This window comes from Actinoplanes sp. NPDC049316 (genome assembly GCF_040677315.1).
GTDB lineage: Bacteria > Actinomycetota > Actinomycetes > Mycobacteriales > Micromonosporaceae > Actinoplanes.
In genome coordinates this window covers 113,402-133,654 of sequence record NZ_JBFAQM010000018.1, presented here as the reverse complement: position 1 = coordinate 133,654, position 20,253 = coordinate 113,402, and the positions used below count along the sequence as shown (strand labels likewise).

The 20,253-nt window shown below is 71.4% G+C and carries 19 protein-coding genes; 16 read left to right on the top strand and 3 right to left on the bottom strand.

Annotated elements, in window-relative coordinates; translation table 11 throughout:
- Positions 1–24: 24 nt before the first annotated feature.
- Entirely contained in the window at positions 25–1,635 is a 1,611-nt protein-coding gene (locus tag AB0K03_RS25550) for a serine/threonine-protein kinase (protein WP_364689145.1), read from the top strand.
- Positions 1,632–2,171 carry a hypothetical protein gene (locus tag AB0K03_RS25545; RefSeq protein WP_364689143.1) on the top strand — a complete coding sequence of 180 codons (540 nt, stop codon included), beginning with the start codon at positions 1,632–1,634 and terminating at the stop codon, positions 2,169–2,171. The genes AB0K03_RS25550 and AB0K03_RS25545 overlap by 4 nt, the downstream gene beginning before the upstream one ends.
- A gap of 7 nt (positions 2,172–2,178) precedes the next feature.
- On the opposite strand, the gene fxsT is transcribed toward AB0K03_RS25545, so the two are convergent.
- A complete protein-coding gene (gene fxsT / locus AB0K03_RS25540) occupies positions 2,179–4,602 on the bottom strand; it encodes an FxSxx-COOH system tetratricopeptide repeat protein (protein ID WP_364689140.1) in 2,424 nt (807 codons plus the stop codon).
- A 99-nt stretch (positions 4,603–4,701) separates the two neighbouring features.
- Between fxsT and AB0K03_RS25535 the strand changes: the two genes are divergently transcribed.
- The gene (locus AB0K03_RS25535) at positions 4,702–5,019 is read left to right on the top strand and encodes an STAS domain-containing protein (protein WP_364689137.1); all 318 of its coding nucleotides are present in this window, start codon (positions 4,702–4,704) and stop codon (positions 5,017–5,019) included.
- 41 nt (positions 5,020–5,060) lie between these two features.
- On the opposite strand, the gene AB0K03_RS25530 is transcribed toward AB0K03_RS25535, so the two are convergent.
- Both AB0K03_RS25530 and AB0K03_RS25525 read right to left on the bottom strand, forming a co-directional pair.
- Positions 5,061–5,591 carry a snapalysin family zinc-dependent metalloprotease gene (locus AB0K03_RS25530; RefSeq protein WP_364689134.1) on the bottom strand — a complete coding sequence of 177 codons (531 nt, stop codon included), beginning with the start codon at positions 5,589–5,591 and terminating at the stop codon, positions 5,061–5,063.
- 57 nt (positions 5,592–5,648) lie between these two features.
- Positions 5,649–6,989 carry an MFS transporter gene (locus AB0K03_RS25525; protein WP_364689131.1) on the bottom strand — a complete coding sequence of 447 codons (1,341 nt, stop codon included), beginning with the start codon at positions 6,987–6,989 and terminating at the stop codon, positions 5,649–5,651.
- A 71-nt stretch (positions 6,990–7,060) separates the two neighbouring features.
- On the opposite strand from AB0K03_RS25525, the gene AB0K03_RS25520 reads away from it, so the two are divergent.
- The 13 genes from AB0K03_RS25520 (at position 7,061) to AB0K03_RS25460 (ending at position 20,248) form a co-directional block, all read left to right on the top strand.
- Complete coding sequence (locus tag AB0K03_RS25520) at positions 7,061–8,026, top strand: helix-turn-helix domain-containing protein (RefSeq protein WP_364689128.1); 966 nt, start codon at positions 7,061–7,063, stop codon at positions 8,024–8,026.
- A gap of 74 nt (positions 8,027–8,100) precedes the next feature.
- Entirely contained in the window at positions 8,101–9,768 is a 1,668-nt protein-coding gene (locus AB0K03_RS25515) for an ATPase, T2SS/T4P/T4SS family (protein WP_364689126.1), read from the top strand.
- Positions 9,769–9,865: 97 nt separating this feature from the next.
- Positions 9,866–10,996 carry a type IV pilus twitching motility protein PilT gene (locus AB0K03_RS25510; RefSeq protein WP_364689123.1) on the top strand — a complete coding sequence of 377 codons (1,131 nt, stop codon included), beginning with the start codon at positions 9,866–9,868 and terminating at the stop codon, positions 10,994–10,996.
- Between the two features lies 1 nt (position 10,997).
- The gene (locus tag AB0K03_RS25505) at positions 10,998–12,230 is read left to right on the top strand and encodes a type II secretion system F family protein (RefSeq protein WP_364689120.1); all 1,233 of its coding nucleotides are present in this window, start codon (positions 10,998–11,000) and stop codon (positions 12,228–12,230) included.
- A 101-nt stretch (positions 12,231–12,331) separates the two neighbouring features.
- Complete coding sequence (locus AB0K03_RS25500) at positions 12,332–12,802, top strand: prepilin-type N-terminal cleavage/methylation domain-containing protein (RefSeq protein WP_364689117.1); 471 nt, start codon at positions 12,332–12,334, stop codon at positions 12,800–12,802.
- A gap of 79 nt (positions 12,803–12,881) precedes the next feature.
- Entirely contained in the window at positions 12,882–13,670 is a 789-nt protein-coding gene (locus AB0K03_RS25495) for a prepilin peptidase (RefSeq protein ID WP_364689114.1), read from the top strand.
- A gap of 51 nt (positions 13,671–13,721) precedes the next feature.
- Positions 13,722–14,747, top strand: a complete 1,026-nt coding sequence (gene pilM, locus AB0K03_RS25490; RefSeq protein ID WP_364689111.1) for a type IV pilus assembly protein PilM — start codon at positions 13,722–13,724, stop codon at positions 14,745–14,747.
- Positions 14,747–15,457, top strand: a complete 711-nt coding sequence (locus AB0K03_RS25485; protein WP_364689109.1) for a hypothetical protein — start codon at positions 14,747–14,749, stop codon at positions 15,455–15,457. Before pilM ends, AB0K03_RS25485 begins: the two co-directional genes overlap by 1 nt.
- Complete coding sequence (gene pilO, locus AB0K03_RS25480) at positions 15,457–16,050, top strand: type 4a pilus biogenesis protein PilO (protein WP_364689106.1); 594 nt, start codon at positions 15,457–15,459, stop codon at positions 16,048–16,050. The genes AB0K03_RS25485 and pilO overlap by 1 nt, the downstream gene beginning before the upstream one ends.
- Complete coding sequence (locus AB0K03_RS25475; protein ID WP_249609201.1) at positions 16,050–16,250, top strand: hypothetical protein; 201 nt, start codon at positions 16,050–16,052, stop codon at positions 16,248–16,250. Before pilO ends, AB0K03_RS25475 begins: the two co-directional genes overlap by 1 nt.
- A gap of 46 nt (positions 16,251–16,296) precedes the next feature.
- Entirely contained in the window at positions 16,297–18,030 is a 1,734-nt protein-coding gene (locus AB0K03_RS25470) for a putative Ig domain-containing protein (RefSeq protein ID WP_364689103.1), read from the top strand.
- On the top strand, positions 18,030–18,689 hold the full coding sequence (locus AB0K03_RS25465; protein ID WP_364689100.1) for a hypothetical protein: 660 nt from the start codon (positions 18,030–18,032) through the stop codon (positions 18,687–18,689). The genes AB0K03_RS25470 and AB0K03_RS25465 overlap by 1 nt, the downstream gene beginning before the upstream one ends.
- Positions 18,686–20,248, top strand: coding sequence for a ricin-type beta-trefoil lectin domain protein (locus tag AB0K03_RS25460; RefSeq protein WP_364689097.1), 1,563 nt, complete (start codon positions 18,686–18,688; stop codon positions 20,246–20,248). The genes AB0K03_RS25465 and AB0K03_RS25460 overlap by 4 nt, the downstream gene beginning before the upstream one ends.
- The last annotated feature ends 5 nt before the right edge of the window (positions 20,249–20,253 follow it).

Below are 20,253 nucleotides of genomic sequence, written 5' to 3'. Positions count from 1 at the left end.
CGCAATCCAGGTATCGTCCTGCGGGTGACTGATCCGCTCCTACCGGGAGATCCGGCCGAACTGGGCGGCTATCGGCTGCTCGGGCGGCTGGGCCAGGGCGGCATGGGAGCTGTCTACCTCGGGCGGGCCGCCGACGGCCGGCTGGTCGCCGTCAAGATGATCCGGCCCGAATACGCGTACGACCCGGAGTTCCGCGGCCGGTTCCGCAGCGAGGTCAACCGGGCCCGGCAGGTGCCGCCGTTCTGCACCGCCGAGGTGCTCGACGCCGACCCCGACCATCCGACGCCCTACCTGGTCGTCGAGTACGTGGACGGGCCCAGCCTCTCCGAGGTGATCGCCCGCAACGGCCCGCTGACCGGCGGCAACCTGCACAGCGTCGCCGTGGGGGTGGCGACGGCGCTGGCCGCGATCCACGGCGCCGGGGTGATCCACCGGGACCTCAAGCCCGGCAACGTGCTGTTCGCGCTGGGCACGCCGAAGGTCATCGACTTCGGCATCGCGCGCGCGTTCGAGGTGACGAGCCAGCACACCCGTACCGACCAGATGGTCGGCACGGTCGCGTACATGGCGCCGGAACGCTTCGAGACCGATCGGCACGGCGTGGTGGGCCCGGCGGCCGACGTGTTCGCCTGGGGCGCCGTCGTCACGTACGCGGCAACGCGGCGTACCCCCTTCCAGGCGGACTCCCCCGCGGCGACCGCGGCCCGCATCCTGACCCAGCCGCCCGACCTGTCCGGGCTGCCCGATCCGCTGCGCCAGGTGGTCGCCCGCACGCTGGCGAAGGATCCGGCGGAGCGGCCCACCGCGCACGAACTGCTCGACCTGCTGCTGGATCAGGATACCGACGCGAAGTCGGAGCCGGTCCGCCCGGAACTGCTCCGCGCGGCCGCGGCCGCGCAGCGGACCCGGCGGCTCGCCCCGCGTGGCCCCCGGTCCGGCCGGATGCGGCGCACGGTCCTGGCCGGCGCCGGTGTGCTGGTGCTGGGCGCGGCCGGCCTCCTCGCTGCTCACACGCTTGCGCGCTCGGACGACTCGAAGTCGCTCAGCGCGGGCACGACCGCGCCCTCGCCGGCCCCCTCGCTGCGCCGGGCGGCCGGCGGCGCGGCGATCATCGACCGGCTGGACCGGCCGGGACAGTGGCGGGCGGCGCGCGGCGACGCGGAGGGCCGCTGCGTCTTCGAGAACGGCCGGCTCGAGGCGCGGACCGGGATGGCTCCCGTCTACCGCTGCCGGGGCCCGGCGGAGTCGATCGCCAAGGACCAGGCCATCAGCGTCGACGCGACGGTCCTCACCCCGGGAGCCTGCGCGGGCATCTGGTTCCGGTCGGCCGGCGCCGAGGCGTACCTGGTGTCGCTCTGCGAGACGGAGGTCCGGCTCGGCGTGGACACCGCGGACGGCGTCGTGAACGAGGTGAAGGCCGCGGTCACCGGGGGCACGCCGGGCCGCGCGCGCCGGGTGGAGATCGTCGTGCGACGCGACGAGGCGACCGTGACGGTGGATGGGGCGGCGTTGCTGACCACGCGGCTCGGGGAGCCGTACCGGCCGGCCGGCACGGTGACCTTCGGGGTCGTCGACGACATCATCAGCGGCGACGCCCGAGCCGCGTTCGCCCGTGCGGAGGTCATGGAACTGTGAAGCGCGCACTCCTCGCCGTCGTGCTGATCCTCATGGCAGGCGGCTGTGGCACCGCCACGCCGGAGGCGTCGGCACCGCCCGTGCCGTCGGCGTCGGCCTCGCCGTCGCCCTCAGCGGCGGCGCCCCAGCCCCGATTCGCCGACCTCACCCAGGGCAGCACGACCTCGGTCGTGAACCTGCACGCGTACGACGCGGAGAACGCGTCCGCCGTCGTGGAGCCGATCATCTTCATGACCGGCGACGCGTACTGCCGGACGTTCAAGCTCAAGCGCTCGGACAACCGATGTGTCCACCACGAGTACGTCACCGAGGAGAGCCACACCAAGATCACCGTGCCGATCGCCACCACGGCGAAGTACTTCACCTGGGAAGGCGCCGACGGCGACGTGTGCATCGACGCGCCGGAGAAGGGCGGCACCTGCCCGATGACGGCGAAGGAGTTCGCCGGGTGGTTCAAGCTCAACAAGGGCGCCATGGTCGCGATCGCCACCGAGGACGGCACCGTCACCCGGATGGCGATCGTCTACACGCCCTGACCCCGGGTCACAGCGGCGGCGGCTCGATCTCCGTCTCCAGGCGTACGCCCGCCTGCGCGCGGGCCGGCACCGGGTGGCCCTCGCCGTACGCCTTCTGCAGCCGCTGGACCGCGGCCTCGGCGGACTGCTCGTCACCCGCGTCCAGGGCCACGTTGAACGCGCACGCCAGCGTGTCCGGGTGCTCGGCGCCGCGCACCGCACGCGACCGGGTGAGCGTGTCGACGGCGATCTCCCGCGCCCGCTGCGCCTCCCCGACGGCGAGCAGGTCGGCCGCGAGCCCGTTGGCGCACGCGAGCGTGAACGGGTGGTCGGCGCCGACGCTGCGCCGCAGGCCGCCGAGCGCCTCCTCGTCGATCGTGCGGGCCTCGGCGTACCGGCCGGTCGCCCGGACCACCCCGGCCAGGTCGGCGCCGGCGGCGAGGGTGAACGGGTGCTCGTCGCCGAGCACGGCGTGGTAGCGGGCGACAGCGCGTTCGAGGAGGCGGTGCGCCTCGTCGAGGTCACCGGCGTCGCGGGCGCAGTTGGCCAGCGAGACGACGGCCCCGAGCGTCTCCACGTTGAGGTCGCCGAACTTGTGCCGGAAGAGCTCGACGTTGGCCGCCGCCAGCTCACGCGCCTCGGCCCGGCCGCCGCGGCGGGCCGCCATCGCGGCGAACCGCCCGGCCCACAGCACCATCGGGTGGTCGTCGCCGAGCGCCTCGAAGTGCCCGGCGGCGGCGAGCAGGGCGGCCGCCCCCGCGTAGTCGCCGAGCCCGAACAGGTCGAACGCCAGGCCGGCCCGCGACGACAACGTCTCCGGGTGCCCCTCGACGAAGATCACCTGCCGGTGCCGCAGCACCTGCTCGTCCAGCGCCCGGGCGCCCCGGAAGTCGCCGAGCAGCCGCAGGTCGACGGCCAGGTTGTTGGCGCAGCGCAGCGCGGTGGGGAAGCCCTCGCCGAACAGCCGGCGGTAACGGACCAGGTTGTCGGCGTCCAGCTGCCGGGCCTGCTCGAAGTGGCCCTGCATGCGCAGGTCGGCGCCGACGCTGTTGGCCGTCGCCAGGGTCGTCTCGTCGTCGCCGCCGAGGACCTCGCGTTGCGAACGCAGGGTCTGTGCGTTGAGGACGCGGGCGTCGGCCGTACGCCCCACCACGCGCAACGCGTTCGCCAGGTGGAAGGAGGCCAGCAGCGTCTGCTCGTCGGTCTCCCCCAGGCTGTCGCGCCACCGGGCCACCGCCTGCGCGGCCAGGTCCCGGCTGGAGTCGTAGTCGCCGCGGGCGTACAGGTAACGCGCGCAGCCGATCGCCAGCTGGCGGACCTCCTCGGTGTCGCCGCCCAGCACATCGGAGTGGATGAGGTGCGGGATGATCTCGGCGTACCGCGGCCAGTGCGCCGGGTTGTCGGGGTCGCCGGGGTCGGCCGCGGCGAGCATGGCCCGCACCGAGCGCAGCAGGGCGGCGTGCCGCTCCGAGGTGAGCTGCTGGCCGAGCATGCCGCGGACCAGCGGGTGCACGATCAGGCTCTCGCCGGGTGGGTCGAGGTCGGCCAGCCCGTACCGGCCGATCAGGCGGACCGCGGCCTTGAGCCGGCGCTCGACGCGCAGGGTCCGGGCCAGCTCGCCACCGACCAGGCCGCGGGCCGCCCAGAACAGCTCCCAGGAGATCGGCGCGCTGGCCAGGAACGCGCTGAGCTCGAGCAGCTCGAAGGCGGCCGGGGAGGCCTCGGCGAGCCCGTCGGCGGCGAGTCCCCACGCGACCCGGATGGGGGTCGGGAACGCCAGCTCGGCGGCGCGCGCGTCGTAGCGGCTCAGGTATTCGTCGACGCTCCACCCGGTCGCGAACCGCAGGGCGGACGCCTGGTCGAGCGCCATCGGCACGTCCCCGAGATGCGCGGCCAGGCGCTCGGCGTCCTCGGTTGAGAGTTCCGGGTTGCGGCGCCGCAGGAAGTCCACACTGTCCGTACGGTCGAAGACGGCGACCGGCACCGCCTGTGCCACCTCGGTCGTCCAGCGCGGGTTGCGCGAGGTGACCAGTACGTGCCCGGCGCCGCTGGGCAGGTACGGCTTGATGTCCTCGGGCCGGTTGGCGTTCTCGAAGACCACGAGCCAGTTCCGGTACGGCTCCCCGCGGCTCAGCGCGTCGCGCACCGCGCCCAGCGTCCGGTTGATGTCGCGGGCCTCGGGCAGCTTCAGCTCCTGCGCGAGCCCGACCAGCGCGGCGCGCATGCCGGCGGTCTGCTCGGCGGGGATCCACCAGACCAGGTCGTACGTGTCCGCGTACCGGTAGGCGTATTCCACCGCCAATTGGGTACGTCCCGTGCCACCCAACTGGTGATCGGCGGCAGGCAACAGCACCACCGGTCCGTTGCCGAGCAGTCCGCGCATCCGGGCGAGCAGATCCTCGCGCCCGGCGAAGCGTGGATTACGCGGCGGCAGACCACCCCGGATCGGCACGCCGCCCCTCCCCACTGGTGACTCGGCACTCTACTGTCATTCTGCCGATTACCGTACGTGGAATTATCGCCACTACGGAAGATTGCTTTGGAGCCGCTGGTGACCGACGAACCCGTCACGAGTCTCGACCGCGACGCCGACGTGGCGACCGTCGCCCTGCAGGGCGAGGTGGACGTGCTGAACGTGGACCAGGTACGGGTGGCGCTCGTCGAGGCCATCGAGACGCGCCCGCGGGCGCTGGTGGTGGACATGTCGCAGCTGTCCTTCATCGACTCCACCGGGCTGGGCGCGATCATCTTCGGCTTCCAGCGCGCGCGTGACGAGGGCATCACGTTCTCCCTGGCCCGGCCCACCCGCGGGGTGCACCAGATCCTGGTGCTCAGCGGCGTGCTCGAGGTGGTCGATCTGCAGCAGTGAGGGCCGCCCGGCGCGCGGACGGCCCTCAGCGGTTCGCGGCGTCAGCCGACCCAGGCGAACTCCCGGGCGGGCACGACCGCCGAGGTGCGGAAGTTGCTGTTCACGGTGGCCGCCTCGGTGGCGTTCGGGTACGCGTTGGTGCACGACACCGGCGCGCTGCTGCCCGACATGAGGTCCGCGCAGAGGCCCGTACGCCGGTCCGGCAGCCCGAGGATGTGGCCGAACTCGTGGGCGGCGATCCGCGGGACGTAGTAGCCGTCGTTCACCGCTTCCCGGCCCATGTACCAGCGGCCGTTACCCAGCGAGGTCGTGTACGTGCGCGGCCAGCCGTTGTCGGCGTACACCCGGATGTTGGGGGTGCGGCCCGCCGGCACCCGCTCGAGGCGCACGTTCGTGACCCGGCTGTTCCAGATCTGGGCGCCCTGGTCGACCGCCGCGACGAACTCCTGGGCCTGGCTCGCGTCGTAGTACAGCACCCGCGGTGCGGCAGCCGCGGGGCCGGCGGCGGCGACCTGCAGGCCGGCCGTCGCCAGCACGGCGAGCAGGACGGCGGACAGTCTCTTGAACAGCATCGGGGACCTCCCTGGGGTGGGGGACGGACTGCCCACACCGTATCCAGAAAGTGATGCCTATCGATGCGCTTCGGTCATACCGACTGCCGCCTCCTCGGCACGTGATGGGAACGCGAGGCCGATGCCCGGCCCTGCGGGGCCGCCATCGCGGGCGCGCCGGCCCGCGAGCAGCATCAGCGACAGCAGGGACGCCGCCAGGGCGAGGGTGCCGGCGCCGTACCAGGCCCAGTCGTAGGTCCCGAGCCGGTCGCGGACCAGGCCGGCCGCGGTCGCCGCGATCGCCGCGCCGAACTGGTGCGAGGCGAACACCCAGCCGAACACGACGGCGCCGCTCGCCCCGAAGTACTCGCGGCACAGCGCGACCGTCGGCGGGACGGTGGCGACCCAGTCGAGGCCGTAGAAGAGGATGAAGACGACCATGCTCGGGTGCGCCGTGGCGGCGAACAGCGACGGCAGGACCAGCAGCGACAGCCCGCGCAGCGCGTAGTACCCGCCGAGCAGCAGGCGGCTGTCCACCCGGTCGGTGAGCCAGCCGGAGGCGATCGTCCCGGCGATGTCGAAGATGCCCACCAGCGCGAGCAGGCCGGCCGCGGTCGTCCCGGCCATGCCGTGGTCGTGCGCGGCGGGGATGAAGTGGGTGCCGACCAGCCCGTTGGTGGTGGCGCCGCAGATCGCGAAACCGCCCGCGAGCAGCCAGAACGGCCCGGTGCGGGCCGCGCGGGCGAGGGCGCGCACGGCGTTGCGAGCCGCGTTGCCCGGCGGCACGGCGAGCGGCGGGGCCACGTCGTCCGGGCCGGCACCGTACGCGGTGACCCCCAGGTCGGCGGGCCGGTCCCGCAGCCGCCACCACACCAGCGGCACCACCAGCAACGCGGCCGCGGCCACGGTGAGCGCGGCGACCCGCCACCCGTGCTCGCCGGTGAGTCCGGCCAGGACCGGGAGGAAGATCAGCTGACCGGTCGCGCCGCCCGCGGTCAGCACGCCGGTGATCAGGCCGCGCCGGTGCACGAACCAGCGGCTCGCCACGATCGCCACGAAACCCAGGGCCATCGAGCCGGTGCCCAGCCCGACCAGCACGCCCCAGCAGAGCAGCAACTGCCAGCTGGCGTGCATGAACACGGTGAGGCCGCTGCCGGCGGAGACGAGCAGGAGCGCCCCGGCCACCACCCGGCGCATGCCGAACTTCTCCATCAGCGCGGCGGCGAAGGGCGCGGTCAGGCCGTACAGCAGGAGGTTGATCGAGACGGCCGCGGAGATCGTGCCGAGCGACCAGCCGAACTCCTCGTGCAGCGGCTGGAGCAGCACGGACGGCGTGGCACGGAAGCCGGCCGCGCCGACCAGCGCGATGAACGCGACGGCGGCGACGAGCCAGGCGGGGTGCAGGCGGCGGGAAGTCACCCGATCATTCTGGGGAACCCGGGTACGGACGGACGAGTGGCCAGAGAGCCATCATGCGCAAGAATCGGGCCATGACGCATTCCGTGGCCATGATCGCGCTCGACGGCGTGGTGGGGTTCGACCTCGGCGTACCGCCCCAGGTCTTCGGTGCCGCCCGCGACACGCAGAACCGCCCGCTCTACTCGGTCGTCACGTGCGGCGTGGGCGGCCTGCCCGTACGCCCCGAGCGCGGCGGCTTCCAGGTCGTGCCGGACCACGACCTCGGCCCGGTCGCCACGGCCGGCACGGTGCTGGTCCCCGGCGTCAGCGGCGGCCCCACCATGACCGACGGCACGGTCCCCGGCGAGGTGGCCGAGGCCTTGCGGGCCGCGCACGCCCGCGGGGCACGGATCATCTCCATCTGTACGGGGGCCTCCGTGCTCGCGGCCGCAGGGCTGCTCGACGGGCGTAAGGCCGCCAGCCACTGGGCCTGGGCCAAGCGCCTGGGCCGGCTCTACCCGCGCGTCGCGTGGGACTTCGACGTGCTGTTCGTCGACGACGGCGACGTGCTGACCTCGGCCGGCGTGGCGGCGGGCGTGGACCTGTGCCTGCACGTCGTCCGCGGCGACCACGGCAGCTCGGTGGCCAACCAGGCGGCCCGGCGCTGCGTGGTGCCCGCGTGGCGCGACGGCGGCCAGGCCCAGTACATCGAGCGTCCCGTGCCGGCGGCGCACGGCAGCGGCACCGAGACCACCCGCGCCTGGGCCCTGAGCCGGCTCGGCGAGCAGGTGAGCCTCGAGGAGATGGCCGCGCACGCGCGGATGAGCGTACGGACGTTCACCCGCCGGTTCCGCGACGAGACCGGCATGAGCCCGCGCCGGTGGCTGCTGCAGCAGCGGGTGGCGCACGCCCGGCTGCTGCTCGAATCCACCGACCTCAGCGTGGACGTGGTCGCCCGCCGGGCCGGGCTGGGCAGCGGCACCGCCCTGCGCCAGCACTTCCAGCAGTCCGTGGGGGTGGCGCCGAGCGCGTACCGGCGCGCGTTCCGGCACCCGTGACTCGTGGGCTCAGTTCGCAGCGGAAGTGTCCGATGGGACAGGCGTACCCCCGTAGTGCCTGTCGTGAGGATGTCATGGACCAGACCTTCCGCCCGTTGCTCGACGCCCTCAAGCAGATGGGCATCGAGGAAGACGTGGTGGACGCCGCGGCCGACGAGGCCCAGCGCAGCGGCCGGTCGGTTCGCGCGGTCCTGATCAGCGAGCGGATCGTCACCGAGGAGCAGCTGACCGAGGCGGCCGCGTACGCCTTCGGCATGAACACCGTCGACCTGGTCGGCTACCCCCTCGACCCCACCGCGCTGCGGCGCATCCCGCTCTCGGTCGTGCTGCGCCACCGGGTCCTCGGCCTGGCGATCAACGAGGGCGAGCTGACCGTCGGCGTCACCGACCCCGGCGACGTGGTGGCGCTCGACGACGTGCGGGCCGCGACCGGCATGACCGTACGCCCGGTCGTCGTGGCCCGCAGCGAGGTCCGCCGCATCATCGAGCGGCTGCAGCGCGAGGCCAGCGACCTGGGCGACCTCGCCGACACCTCGCTCGACGACCAGGCCGGCATGGCCGCGCAGGTCACCAGCGCCGACGACGCGCCGATCGTGCGCTACGTCAACAACCTGATCGAGCAGGCCGTCCAGAACCGCGCCTCCGACCTGCACCTGGAGCCCACCGAGGACGAGATGCGGGTGCGCTACCGCATCGACGGCGTCCTGCACGAGCTGGACACCGTGCCGCGCGGCGTGATGTCCGCGCTGACCTCGCGCCTGAAGATCATGTCGGGCATCGACATCACCGAGAAGCGGGTGCCGCAGAACGGCCGCATCACCGTGATGATCCGCGACCGCAAGGTCGACCTGCGAGCCGCGACGCTGCCGACGGTCTGGGGCGAGAAGATCGTCCTGCGGGTCCTCGACACCGGCGGCATCGACCTCGACATGAGCAAGCTCGGCTTCACCGAGCACAACCTGACCCGCTTCGCGGAGTCGTTCAGCAAGCCGCACGGGATGGTCCTGGTCACCGGCCCCACCGGTTCCGGCAAGTCCACCACCCTGTACGCGACCCTGGGCCGGATCAGCAAGCCGGAGATCAACGTCATCACCGTCGAGGACCCGGTCGAGTTCCGCCTGCACGGCATCAACCAGGTCCAGGTCAACACGAAGGCCGGCCTGACCTTCGCCGCGGTGCTCCCGGCGATCCTGCGCTCCGACCCCGACGTCGTGCTCATCGGTGAGATCCGGGACGGCCACACCGCCCAGATCGCCGTCGAGGCGTCGCTCACCGGCCACCTGGTGCTCTCCACGCTGCACACCAACGACGCACCCGGCGCGGTCACCCGCCTCACCGAGATGGGCATCGAGCCCTTCCTCGTCGGCTCGTCGCTGGACTGCGTGCTCGCCCAGCGGCTCGCGCGGCGGCTGTGCGACTGGTGCAAGGAGGCGTACGTCCCGACCGACGAGGAGCTGGAGGCCGCACGCTGGCCGATCCACGACCTCAAGATCCCCGAGGCGCTGTACCGCCCGGTGGGCTGCCGCGACTGCGCCAACACCGGCTACCGCGGCCGCATCGCCCTGCACGAGGTCATGCCGATCTCGGACGAGATCGAGTCCCTGACGATCCGCCGCGCCTCCTCCAACGAGATCCGCGAGGTCGCCCTCCACCAGGGCATGTACGACCTCCGCTCGGACGGCCTGGCCAAGGCGGCCGGCGGGCTGACGTCGCTGACCGAGGTCTCCCGGGTCGCCATCTGAGCGCCCGGGGCCCCGGAGCACAGGTCCTAAACCCGCCCGCGGCCGTGCCGAATGGTGAGGCGTCAGAGGTTCACCAGCAGATTGTCGGGTGCAGCGGATGTACACGCTCGATCACGAAGTGCCGCACCAGGCGGCGCCCCCGGCCGACCCGGTCGCGGACGACCTGGCCGTGCTCGACCAGATGCTCATCTCGCTCGTCGAGGCCCGCGGTTCCGACCTGCACCTGACGGTCGGCGCGCCGCCGATGATCCGGGTCGACGGCAGCCTGCGCCCGCTGCCCGGGTACGGCAAGCTGAACTCCGCCGACACCGCCCTGCTGGCCCGCGCCGCCGTCTCCCCCACGCAGTGGGAGACGTTCCAGCGGGTCCAGGAGATGGACTTCGCGCACAGCATCGTGGGCGTCTCGCGGTTCCGCGGCAACCTCTACATCCAGCGCAACTCGTGCGGCGCGGTCTTCCGGGCCATCCCGCACAAGATCAAGCCGCTGGACGAGCTGGGCATGCCCGAGTCGGTGTCCCGCTTCGCCCACCTGCCGCGCGGCCTGGTGCTGGTCACCGGCCCGACGGGTTCCGGCAAGACCACGACGCTCGCCTCGGTGCTGGACCTGGCCAACCGCAGCCGCGCCGCGCACATCATCACGATCGAGGATCCGATCGAGTTCCTGCACCCGCACAAGCGCAGCGTCGTCAACCAGCGCGAGGTCGGCTCGGACACCGAGAACTTCGCCCAGGCGCTCAAGCACGCGCTGCGGCAGGACCCCGACATCATCCTCGTCGGCGAGCTGCGCGACCTGGAGACGACAGCGACGGCGCTGACCGCCGCGGAGACCGGTCACCTGGTGCTGGCCACCCTGCACACGCAGAGCGCCACGCAGACCATCGACCGCGTCATCGACATCTTCCCGCCGCACCAGCAGCTGCAGATCCGCGCCCAGCTCGCGGCCAGCCTGCAGGGCGTCGTCACGCAGGCGCTCGCGCCGCGCGCCGACAACAAGGGCCGGGCCGTGGTCTGCGAGATCCTCACCGCCACGCCGGCCATCCGCAGCCTCATCCGCGAGGGCAAGTCCCACCAGATCCCGTCGTTCATGCAGGCCGGCGGCAGCGAGGGCATGCTCGCCTTCGACCAGCACCTGGCCGAGCGGGTCCGCGAGGGCGTCGTGACGATGCAGTCCGCGATGGAGATCTGCCACTCCGCTGACGAACTCAAGCGCCTGATCGGACGGGTGTGACATGCCGGCGACCAAGACGTTCCACTACAACAGCATCGACGCCACGGGCCGCAAGACCAAGGGCACCGTCGAGGCGCCGAACGAGGCCGCGGCCACCCACATGCTGCGCCAGCGCGGCGAGGTGCCGCTCGAGCTGACCGCGGCCGGCCAGGGCCTGAACATGGACATCAAGATCCCAGGGCTGGGCAACCGCACCAAGCTCAAGGATCTGGCGGTCTTCTCCCGCCAGTTCGCCACCATGACGGCCTCCGGCATGTCGCTGCTGCGCTCGCTGGCCATCCTCGAGGAGCAGACGGCCGCGCTGTCGCTCAAGAAGGCGGTCGGCGAGGTCCGTACGGACGTGGCCGGCGGTGTGTCGCTGTCCTCGGCGATGGCCAAGCACGACCGGGTCTTCCCGCGCCTCATGATCGCCATGGTCCGCGCCGGCGAGGCGGGCGGCATGATCGACCGTGCGCTCGAGCAGATCGCCGACAGCATGGAGAAGGACACCGCGCTCCGCGGCAAGATCAAGGGCGCGCTGACCTACCCGGCGATCGTGCTCGCCTTCACGTTCGTGCTGATCGCGGCGGTCCTGAAGTTCATCGTCCCGATCTTCGAGAACATGTTCAAGAACCTCGGCGGCGAGCTGCCGGGCATCACCCAGTTCCTCGTCGACACCAGCCACAACATGTACTGGATCGGCCCGGTGACGCTCGCCGCGGCGATCGGCGGGACGGTGGCGTACAAGCGCCAGCTGCGGGCCAGCGAGTCCTTCCGGCTCACGGTCGACAAGATCAAGCTCGGCATGCCGGTGTTCGGGTCGCTGTTCCGCAAGCTCGCGATGAGCCGCTTCTCCCGCAACCTGGGCCTGCTGCTGAACGTGGGCGTGCCCGTCATGCAGGCGCTCGCGGTCGTCGGCGAGACCACCGGCAACGAGGTCATCAACATCGCCATGCGCGACGTGCAGTCCGCCGTACGCGACGGCCAGCCCATGTCCTCGGCCATGCGCCAGCACAAGATCTTCCCCGAGATGGTCACCCAGATGATCGAAGTCGGCGAAGAAAGCGGTCAGATCAGTCAGATGCTCGACAAAGTTGCCGATTTCTACGACAGGGAAGTCGACAGCGCCGCCGAGTCCCTGACCGCCTCGATCGAACCGATCATGGTCCTCGTCATGGGTGCCGTGGTCGGCGGAATGGTGATCTGTCTGTACCTACCGATGTTCACCATCTACCAGAACATCCAGAGCAACTGACGCCCTGGAGCAAGGCGACCGGTCTGAAGGTCGACGTCGGGCGCCCGAGCCCGGACAACCAATCCCCGCCCCACCCTGACGCCACCCTGGAGGCACCCCCAATGCAGGACATCATCAGCCGGCTGCGCGCCAAGAAGGACGACGAGGGCTTCACCCTCATCGAGCTCCTGGTCGTCGTGGTCATCATCGGCGTGCTGGTCGCCATCGCCGTGCCGGTCTACCTCAACTACCGGCAGGGCGCGGCGGACAAGTCGGCCCAGTCCGACGTCCGCGGCGCGATCAGCGCGGTCGAGCAGTACTACACCGACAACGGTAACAACTACCCGGACACCACCAAGGGCGACAACGCCGACGGCTCGGTCAAGACGATCGAGCTCGGCACGTCCGGCCTGAAGATCACGCTGTCGGACAAGACCATGCTGGGCTACGTCAAGGACGCCGCCGAACCGAGCCAGTACAAGATCTGCGCGACCAACGGCGGCGGCAGCGGCAAGTGGTACCTGTACGACAGTGCCGCGGGCGGTTCCGTCCAGGCTGCCGACGGCGAACTGAGCGTCGACAGCTGCGACTGATCACATCCGAGTTGAGCGGTGGCGCCGTCCCTGCGGCGCCACCGGCGGCCACGACGGGCGAGACCGAGGAGGACCGACGATGCCCCAGCTCATGCTGCTCGGCGTCGTCGCCCTGCTCGGTCTCGCCGTCGGTTCGTTCCTCAACGTCGTGATCCACCGGGTGCCGCGGGGCGAGTCGCTCGTCCGGCCCGGCTCGCACTGCCCGGCCTGCGGCAACGAGGTCCGCAACCGGCACAACATCCCGGTTCTCGGCTGGCTGCTGCTGCGGGGCCGGTGCGCCGACTGCAAGGCTCCGATCAGCGCCCGGTACCCCCTCGTGGAGGCCGGCACCGCCGCGCTCTTCGTGGCGGTCGCGGCGCGGTTCGGGTGGTCGTGGGAGCTGCCCGCGTACCTGTACCTGGCCGCCGTCGCCATCGCGCTCACCGCGATCGACCTGGACGTGCTGCGTCTGCCCGACCAGATCGTCCTGCCGTCGTACGGCGTCGCGCTCCTGCTGTTCCTGCCGGCCGCGATCGCGGGCCACAGCTGGGACGCCGCGCTCCGCGCACTCCTGGCCGCTGCCTGCCTGTACGCCTTCTACCGCCTGCTCGCGCTCGTACCCCGGGGCATGGGCGGCGGCGACGTGAAGCTCGCCCCGCTGCTCGGCCTCTACCTGGGCTGGCTCGGTTGGAGCTCGGTCGCCGTGGGCGCCTTCGCGGGCTTCCTCATCGGCGGCGTCGTGGCCGCCGTGCTCATGCTGCTCAAGGCCGCCGGGCGCGGCAGCCGCATCCCGTTCGGGCCGTACATGCTCGCGGGCGCGTTCCTGGCGGTCTTCGCCGCGGCGCCCATCGCCGACTGGTACGTGTCCCTGCTCGTCCCGACCGTCTGACCGCACCGACCGCACCGACCGCACCGACCGCACCGAGAGAGGAAGGAACCGATGGCTGGCGTCAATCCGATCGGGCTGGACATCGGCTCGTCGTCCGTCCGCGCCGTGGAGGTACGCCGCGCCAAGGACGACTTCACCCTCTCCAACTTCGGCCAGGTGCCCCTCCCGCCCGGAACCGTGCAGGGCGGCATCCTCGCGGAACCGGTCGCGCTCACCTCGGCGCTCAAACAGCTCTGGGCCGCCTGCAAGTTCACCACCAAGAAGGTCATGCTCGGCGTGACGAACCCGCAGCTGGTCGTCCGCGAGATGTCGGTGTCGAACCTGCCGGCCAAGGAGATGCGCAAGTCGCTGCCGTTCCAGGTGCGTGACATGCTGCCCCTGGCGGTCGAGCGCTCGCTGCTGGACTTCCGCCCGCTCGAGGAGCCGGGCACCAACCCGACCGTACGCGGCCTGCTCATCGCCATCCCCAAGGACGCGGTGATGGAGCTGGTCCAGGCGGTGGAGAAGGCGGGCCTGCACGTCGTCAACGTCGACCTGGCCTCGTTCGCCCTGCTGCGCGCCGCCTCCCGGCTGGACGCCCAGGTCGAGGCCATCGTCGACATCGGCGCCGAGGTCACCAGCGTGGTCGTGCACGCCGACGGCGAGCCGCTGATCGTGCGTACCGTGCCGCGCGGCGGGGTCGAGATCACCGAGAGCATCGCCACCCGGCTGGGCATCCCGCCGGCCGAGGCCGAGGCCGTCAAGTGCCGCTTCGGGCTGCACGGCGACGGCCGGCCGGACACCGCCACCGCCGCGGCCGACGCGGTCCGGCCGCTCATCAGCGAGCTGCGCAGCTCCTTCACGTACCTCGCCTCCGGCGAGCGCCAGAAGCAGGTCACCCGGGTTTCGCTCTGCGGCGGCAGCGCACTCATGCCCGGCTTGGCCGAGCACGTGCAGCGCCAGCTCGGCGTGTCGGTGATGTACGCCGACAACGCCGGCCGCCTGCGTGACACCCGCAAGGCCCGGGAGCGGGGATTCGACAGTTTCCTGCCGTCGGCGGCGGTGTCGATCGGCCTGACTCTGGGAGCGGCAGCCTGATGGCCACCACCCTCATGCCGGTCGACCCGGCGGCGTCCCCGCAGCGGACCACCCGGCTGCTGACGATCTCGGCGAACCTGCTGCCCGAGGAGATCGTCAGCGCGCGGCAGGGCCGCCGTACCCGGATCTGGGTGATCGTCTTCGTGCTCCTCGTGGCCGCCGCCTGCGGGGGCTGGGTCGCGTACGCCAACAACCAGAAGCAGCTGGCCGACCGGGAGCTGACCGAGGCCACCACCCAGGTGCTCGCCCTGCAGCGCGACCAGCGCGAGTACGCCGACGTGGTCAAGGTGCGCAGCGACACCGAACTGCTCAAGAAGCAGCTCAAGTCGGTCATGGCCAGGGACCTCGATTGGGGCGCGCTGCTCATGCTGCTGCGTACCACCGGCCAGCCGGTGGACATCGAGGTCACCGGGGTCAACGGCAAGCTGACCACCGCCGGCGATGCCCCGGAGGCCTCCAGTGCCCTGCCCAGCACCAGCAAGTCCGGCTCGATCGGACAGGTCGTCGTCACCGGCACCGCCCCCGACAAGAAGGCCGTCGCCGCGTACGTGGACCTGCTCGCCAAGCAGCCGACGCTGGCCAACCCGTACGTGACGAACGTCGCGTCGACCGAGGCCGGCAACGTGACGTTCAGCCTCACCGTCGACATCACCCAGAAGGCGCTGTGCGGCCGGTTCGGCCAGGCCTGCAAGCCGAGCGGAGGCAAGTGATGACTATCCGTTACGGCAACCGGCTCTGGCTGGCCGCCGGCTTCCTGGTCGTCGTCCTGCTCGTCGCCGGCACGTACTTCGGCGTGGTCAGCACGATGTCCACCGACGCCGACGCTCTCCACGACCAGACCGGCACGGCGCAGATCCAGATGGTGGCGCTGCGCAAGCAGATCGCCAAGCTGGAGGCGGACAAGAAGAACGAGAAGCAGCTCACCGCCACGAGGGACGCCTACCGGGACGCGCTGCCGGCCGACTCCGGGGTTCCCGCGTTCCTGCGGCAGCTGCAGGCCTCGGGCTCCGAGGTCGGGGCCGATGTCAGCGCGCTGACCGTCGGCACCCCGACGAAGGACGAGTCCGTGCCCGGCGTCTGGTCCATCGAGATCCAGCTCATCGCCGACGGCGAACCGGACGAGCTGGACGACTTCCTCGGTCAGTTGCAGGGCAGCGACCAGAAGCGCGCGGTTCTGATCGAATCCGCCAGCCTCGCCAACAGCGAGAGCCAGAATCCGAAGGATCTGCGTCTGAGCCTCACGGTCAAGGCGTTCGTGGCGCCGCCGGTCGGCGCCGGGGCGCCCACGGTCACCACGAACTGATGGGCGACGTCGAGGGCGCGATGCAGACGCCGGACGGTGCCTGGCGGGTCGAGGTGGTCCGCCGGGGCCGGACCCGCTGGTACCGCATCGTGCACGGCGACGACGTGCTCGACTGGCTCTCCATCGCGGCGGTCGAGCGCATCCTCGACGAGGCCGGCGTCCCCCGGCACCTGCTGGTGGAGGCCGATCCCGCGGCGTGAGCCCGGCAATCCTCAAGTCCCGGTCCCGCCGACCGAAGAGACGGTCATGCCGACCGACCGAGCCGCTGTCGCCGTACCGCGCACGCCCCGCCGGCGCGCCGCGGGTGACGGCGGCTTCTCGCTGGTCGAGGTGCTGGTCGCGATGGCGATCATCGGGACCGTGATGGGCGCCTCGGTGCCGTTCATGACCCGTACGCTCGCCGCCAGCAACCAGCAGGCCGACCAGCAGGTCGCGATCCAGCTCGCCACCGACGGGCTCGAGCGGGTCCGGGCCCTGAACCCGAAGTCGCTGCTGACCGGGCGCGGCGAGCAGAGCGTCAAGGAGCAGTGGGACACCGCCCCCGCGGTGGTGAAGTCGCGGCTCGCCACGATGCGGTCGGCGTCGGATCCGATGCTTCCCGCAGGCTCCACCGACGGCCGGCTGGCGCCGCTGCCCACCAAGGCCGTGGAGACCGTCGTGAACGGCACCACCTACAACACCCAGTGGTACGTCGGCAAGTGCTGGCAGGGCGTGGCCGCCGGCAGCCCGCCCGTCGTGGGCGCGTGCACCGCACCCGCCGACGCCACCGTGACCCCGGCCGGCCCGGCGTTCTACCGCGTCGTGGTGGCCACGACCTGGACCAGCCGCGCGTGCACGACCGTGGATCACGTCTGCGCGTACCTGGCCTCGACGATGACCAGCATCGGCATCGACCCCGTCTTCAACACCAAGCTGCCGCCACCCACGATCAACGGCCTCGCCGCTCAGGTGAGCTATGTGGGCGACACCGTCAGCCTCCCGGTCACGTCGGGCGGCACCCCGCCGCTGACCTGGTCGGCGACCGGCCTGCCCGCGGGCCTCACGATCGCCGCCGCAACCGGCCTGATCAGCGGTACGCCGACGACGGCCGGCACGTCCTCGGTCACGGTGACCGTGATCGACCGGGACAAGCGCACCGACGACTCCAGCTTCACGTGGAAGGTCTTCCAGGCCCCGGCGCTCACCAACCCGGGCAACCGGACGAGCCGGACCGGCACCGCGGTGAGCCTCCAGCCGGTCCTGACCGGTGGGCAGGCGCCACTGACGTGGAGCATCACCGGTCTGCCGGCCGGGCTCACGTACAGCACGTCGACGGGTCTCATCACCGGCACGCCGACCACCGTGCAGGCGCTCACCACGACGATCACGGTGACCGACGCCGGGAAGCGCGCCGTCACGGCCACGTTCTCGTGGCGCGTGCTGACGCCGGTGCAGCTGTACAACCCCGGGCCGCAGAGCATGACGAACAACACCAACGTCGGCACGTTCACGCCGTACGCCTGGGGCGGCCTGGGGCCGTACACCTGGCAGGCGCAGAACCTGCCGGACGGGCTGACGATGGACCCGAAGACCGGCGAGGTCAGCGGCGTGGTGCGGCACGGCACCCGGTACGTCGTCACGGTGACGGTGACCGACGACGCCGGCGGCACCGCGACGATGACGGTGGTCTGCACCGTGACCCCCAGCTCGGGTGGCGACCTGACGATCACGTCGCCGACCAACCCGGACCGCAGTACGGCCGTGAACACCTCGGTGAGCTTCACCGCGGGCTCGACCGGGTCCAACCCGAACTCGCACACCTGGACGGCGACCGGCCTGCCGCCGGGCGTGACGATCGCCCGGACCTCCACCGGTCCCGGCAACACGACGACCGCCACGGTCAGCGGCAAGCCGACGGTCAAGGGCACCTACCACGTGACCCTGATCGTGACCAGCGGCACGAGCTGGGCCAAGCAGATGTTCACCTGGACCGTGACATGATGCGGCGCCGCACGGACGACGCCGGCGCGTCGCTGGCGGAGCTGCTCGTGACGCTCGCGGTCATGTCCGTGGTGATGGTGCTCTTCACCGGCGCGATCGTGCAGATCTACCGCACGGTCAACACCACCGAGACACTGAGCGACTCGCAGAACGAGCTGAGCCGCGCTTTCCAGCGCTTCGACCGGGAGCTGCGCTACGCGTCCTGGGTCAGCACCCCGAGCAGCCAGACCGCGTCGACCACCGGCCCCTGGTACGTGGAGTTCGCCGGTCCGGACCCGAAGACGTGCTTCCAGCTCCAGCTCGTGCCCGGCCCGCAGAATCTCGGGGTGCTGCGGCTGCTCACCTGGACCCAGGGCGCCCCGCCACCGGCCGGCACGCCGGGCCAGACCATCGCCTCGCAGGTCGTCACGACGGCCGACAAACGGCCGTTCTTCGAGAAGCAGGCGTACGGCGCGACCCCGTACGCGAGCCCGACGGCCACGCCCAGCGGCGGTCCCGTCGGCACGAGCTTCCAAACCGTCTTCCAGCGGCTGCGGATCAAGCTCACCACGAGATCCGGGGCCGGTACCGCGCAGATCGACACCACGTTCACCGCGCTCAACACCACCCAGACCACGCCCGCCTCGAACGACTGCAGCGAAGGGAGGCCGACCCCGTGAGGAACCCGTTGCGGCGCGGACGGCCACGCGACGAGGGCTCGATGCCCATGGCGCTGCTGGTCACCATGGTCGCCATGTCGCTGACCGCGAGCCTGGTGCCGGTCGTCGTGACTCAGTTCACCACGACCCGGACCGCCGACTCGCGCACGGTGGCGCTCGACGCCGCGCAGATCGGCATCGACGTGGCGCTCGGCCAGCTGCGCGCCGCCGGCACCCCGGGCACGGCGACGGACGGCTCCCCGATCATGAAGGGCATCCTGGAGAGCCTGCCGCCCTGCACGTTCACGGGCAGCCAGGACAGCGGCGGCATGCTGAACGCGAAGGACTCGCTGCTGTACTACGGCGTGGAGATCGCGTACTACGGCGTACCCGACGACGCCACCGACCCGACGCCCGCGCTGCTGGCGTGCCCCCCGGTCAGCGTCCCGTCGACGGCCGTCATCACCGCGACCGGCTCCGGCGTCGCCACGGCCACGCTCACCAAGGGCAGCGCCGGTACGCGCACCCTCGAGGCCACGTACACCTTCAAGACCACCAACGAGAACATCACCGGCGGCGTGATCCGGCTCGCCGCCCCGACCAGCCCGCAGCAGCTGTGCATGGACGGCGGTGCGGACGCGACACCCGCCGCCGGCACCGCGGTCAGGATGCAGTGGTGCAAAGGCGGAACCAGCGACCAGCGTTTCGCGTACAACGAGTACCTCAACCTCAAGCTGGTCGGCTCGGAGACGGGCGTGGCGCCGAACGGCATGTGCCTGGACGCCCCGGTGCCGCTCAAGCCGAACGACCCGGTGACCTTCCAGCCCTGCCTCGGCAAGAACGCCCGGCAGCAGTGGAGCCTCAACAACAACGGCAACTTCCAGGGCACGTCGGACGGCGTGAACCTGGACGTTTACTGCCTCAACCTGAAGACGGCGGGAACGCCGGACGTCCTGGTCATCGGCGGCTGCGGCGGCGTCACGAACAAGAACGTCTTCCGGCCCGAGGCGAAGGCCGGCGCCGGCATGGCCTCCGCCGCGACCCATCAAGTGGTCAACTACAAGCAGTTCAGCCGCTGCCTCGACGTCACGAACCACACGCCCACCTTCGGCTACATGATCGTGTGGTTCTGCAAGCAGGACCCGAACAAGAACGTCTCCTGGAATCAGCAGTGGGCGCTGCCGGACATCTCAGTCGACCTGAAGAACGCGAACACGGAACGCATCCGGACCTACGGCCCGGGCAACCCCGGATACTGCCTGCGGACCCCGGACTCGATCAGCGGCTACGTCACCATGAAGCCCTGCCCGGCGAAGGGCGCGGGCCCGATCCCCGAGAAGAACATGGAATGGATCGTGTACGGCGACACCGGCAACCCGGTCACCAGCTACCGCATCGTCGACACCAACGGTAACTGCCTCACCCCGACCGACCTGACGGTGCCCAGCCCGGACGTCCATCCCAGCGACGGCACCGCCAAGGTGAAGGTCGCTCCCTGCACGGGCGACGAGCTGCAGAAATGGAACGCTCCGCCGTACTTCAACGCGCCGCTGGTGCTCAGCAACACCAAGGAGAAGTGACGTGG

Excerpts from the sequence above, each read along its gene's own strand:
- pilM (WP_364689111.1), top strand. The coding sequence starts at position 13,722 with ATGGCTGGCGTCAATCCGATCGGGCTGGACATCGGCTCGTCGTCCGTC.
- AB0K03_RS25475 (WP_249609201.1), top strand. The coding sequence starts at position 16,050 with ATGGGCGACGTCGAGGGCGCGATGCAGACGCCGGACGGTGCCTGGCGG.
- AB0K03_RS25510 (WP_364689123.1), top strand. The coding sequence starts at position 9,866 with ATGTACACGCTCGATCACGAAGTGCCGCACCAGGCGGCGCCCCCGGCC.
- pilO (WP_364689106.1), top strand. The coding sequence starts at position 15,457 with ATGACTATCCGTTACGGCAACCGGCTCTGGCTGGCCGCCGGCTTCCTG.
- AB0K03_RS25465 (WP_364689100.1), top strand. The coding sequence starts at position 18,030 with ATGCGGCGCCGCACGGACGACGCCGGCGCGTCGCTGGCGGAGCTGCTC.
- AB0K03_RS25505 (WP_364689120.1), top strand. The coding sequence starts at position 10,998 with ATGCCGGCGACCAAGACGTTCCACTACAACAGCATCGACGCCACGGGC.
- AB0K03_RS25470 (WP_364689103.1), top strand. The coding sequence starts at position 16,297 with ATGCCGACCGACCGAGCCGCTGTCGCCGTACCGCGCACGCCCCGCCGG.
- AB0K03_RS25515 (WP_364689126.1), top strand. The coding sequence starts at position 8,101 with ATGGACCAGACCTTCCGCCCGTTGCTCGACGCCCTCAAGCAGATGGGC.
- AB0K03_RS25495 (WP_364689114.1), top strand. The coding sequence starts at position 12,882 with ATGCCCCAGCTCATGCTGCTCGGCGTCGTCGCCCTGCTCGGTCTCGCC.
- AB0K03_RS25500 (WP_364689117.1), top strand. The coding sequence starts at position 12,332 with ATGCAGGACATCATCAGCCGGCTGCGCGCCAAGAAGGACGACGAGGGC.
- AB0K03_RS25530 (WP_364689134.1), bottom strand. The coding sequence starts at position 5,591 with ATGCTGTTCAAGAGACTGTCCGCCGTCCTGCTCGCCGTGCTGGCGACG.
- AB0K03_RS25485 (WP_364689109.1), top strand. The coding sequence starts at position 14,747 with ATGGCCACCACCCTCATGCCGGTCGACCCGGCGGCGTCCCCGCAGCGG.
- AB0K03_RS25520 (WP_364689128.1), top strand. The coding sequence starts at position 7,061 with ATGACGCATTCCGTGGCCATGATCGCGCTCGACGGCGTGGTGGGGTTC.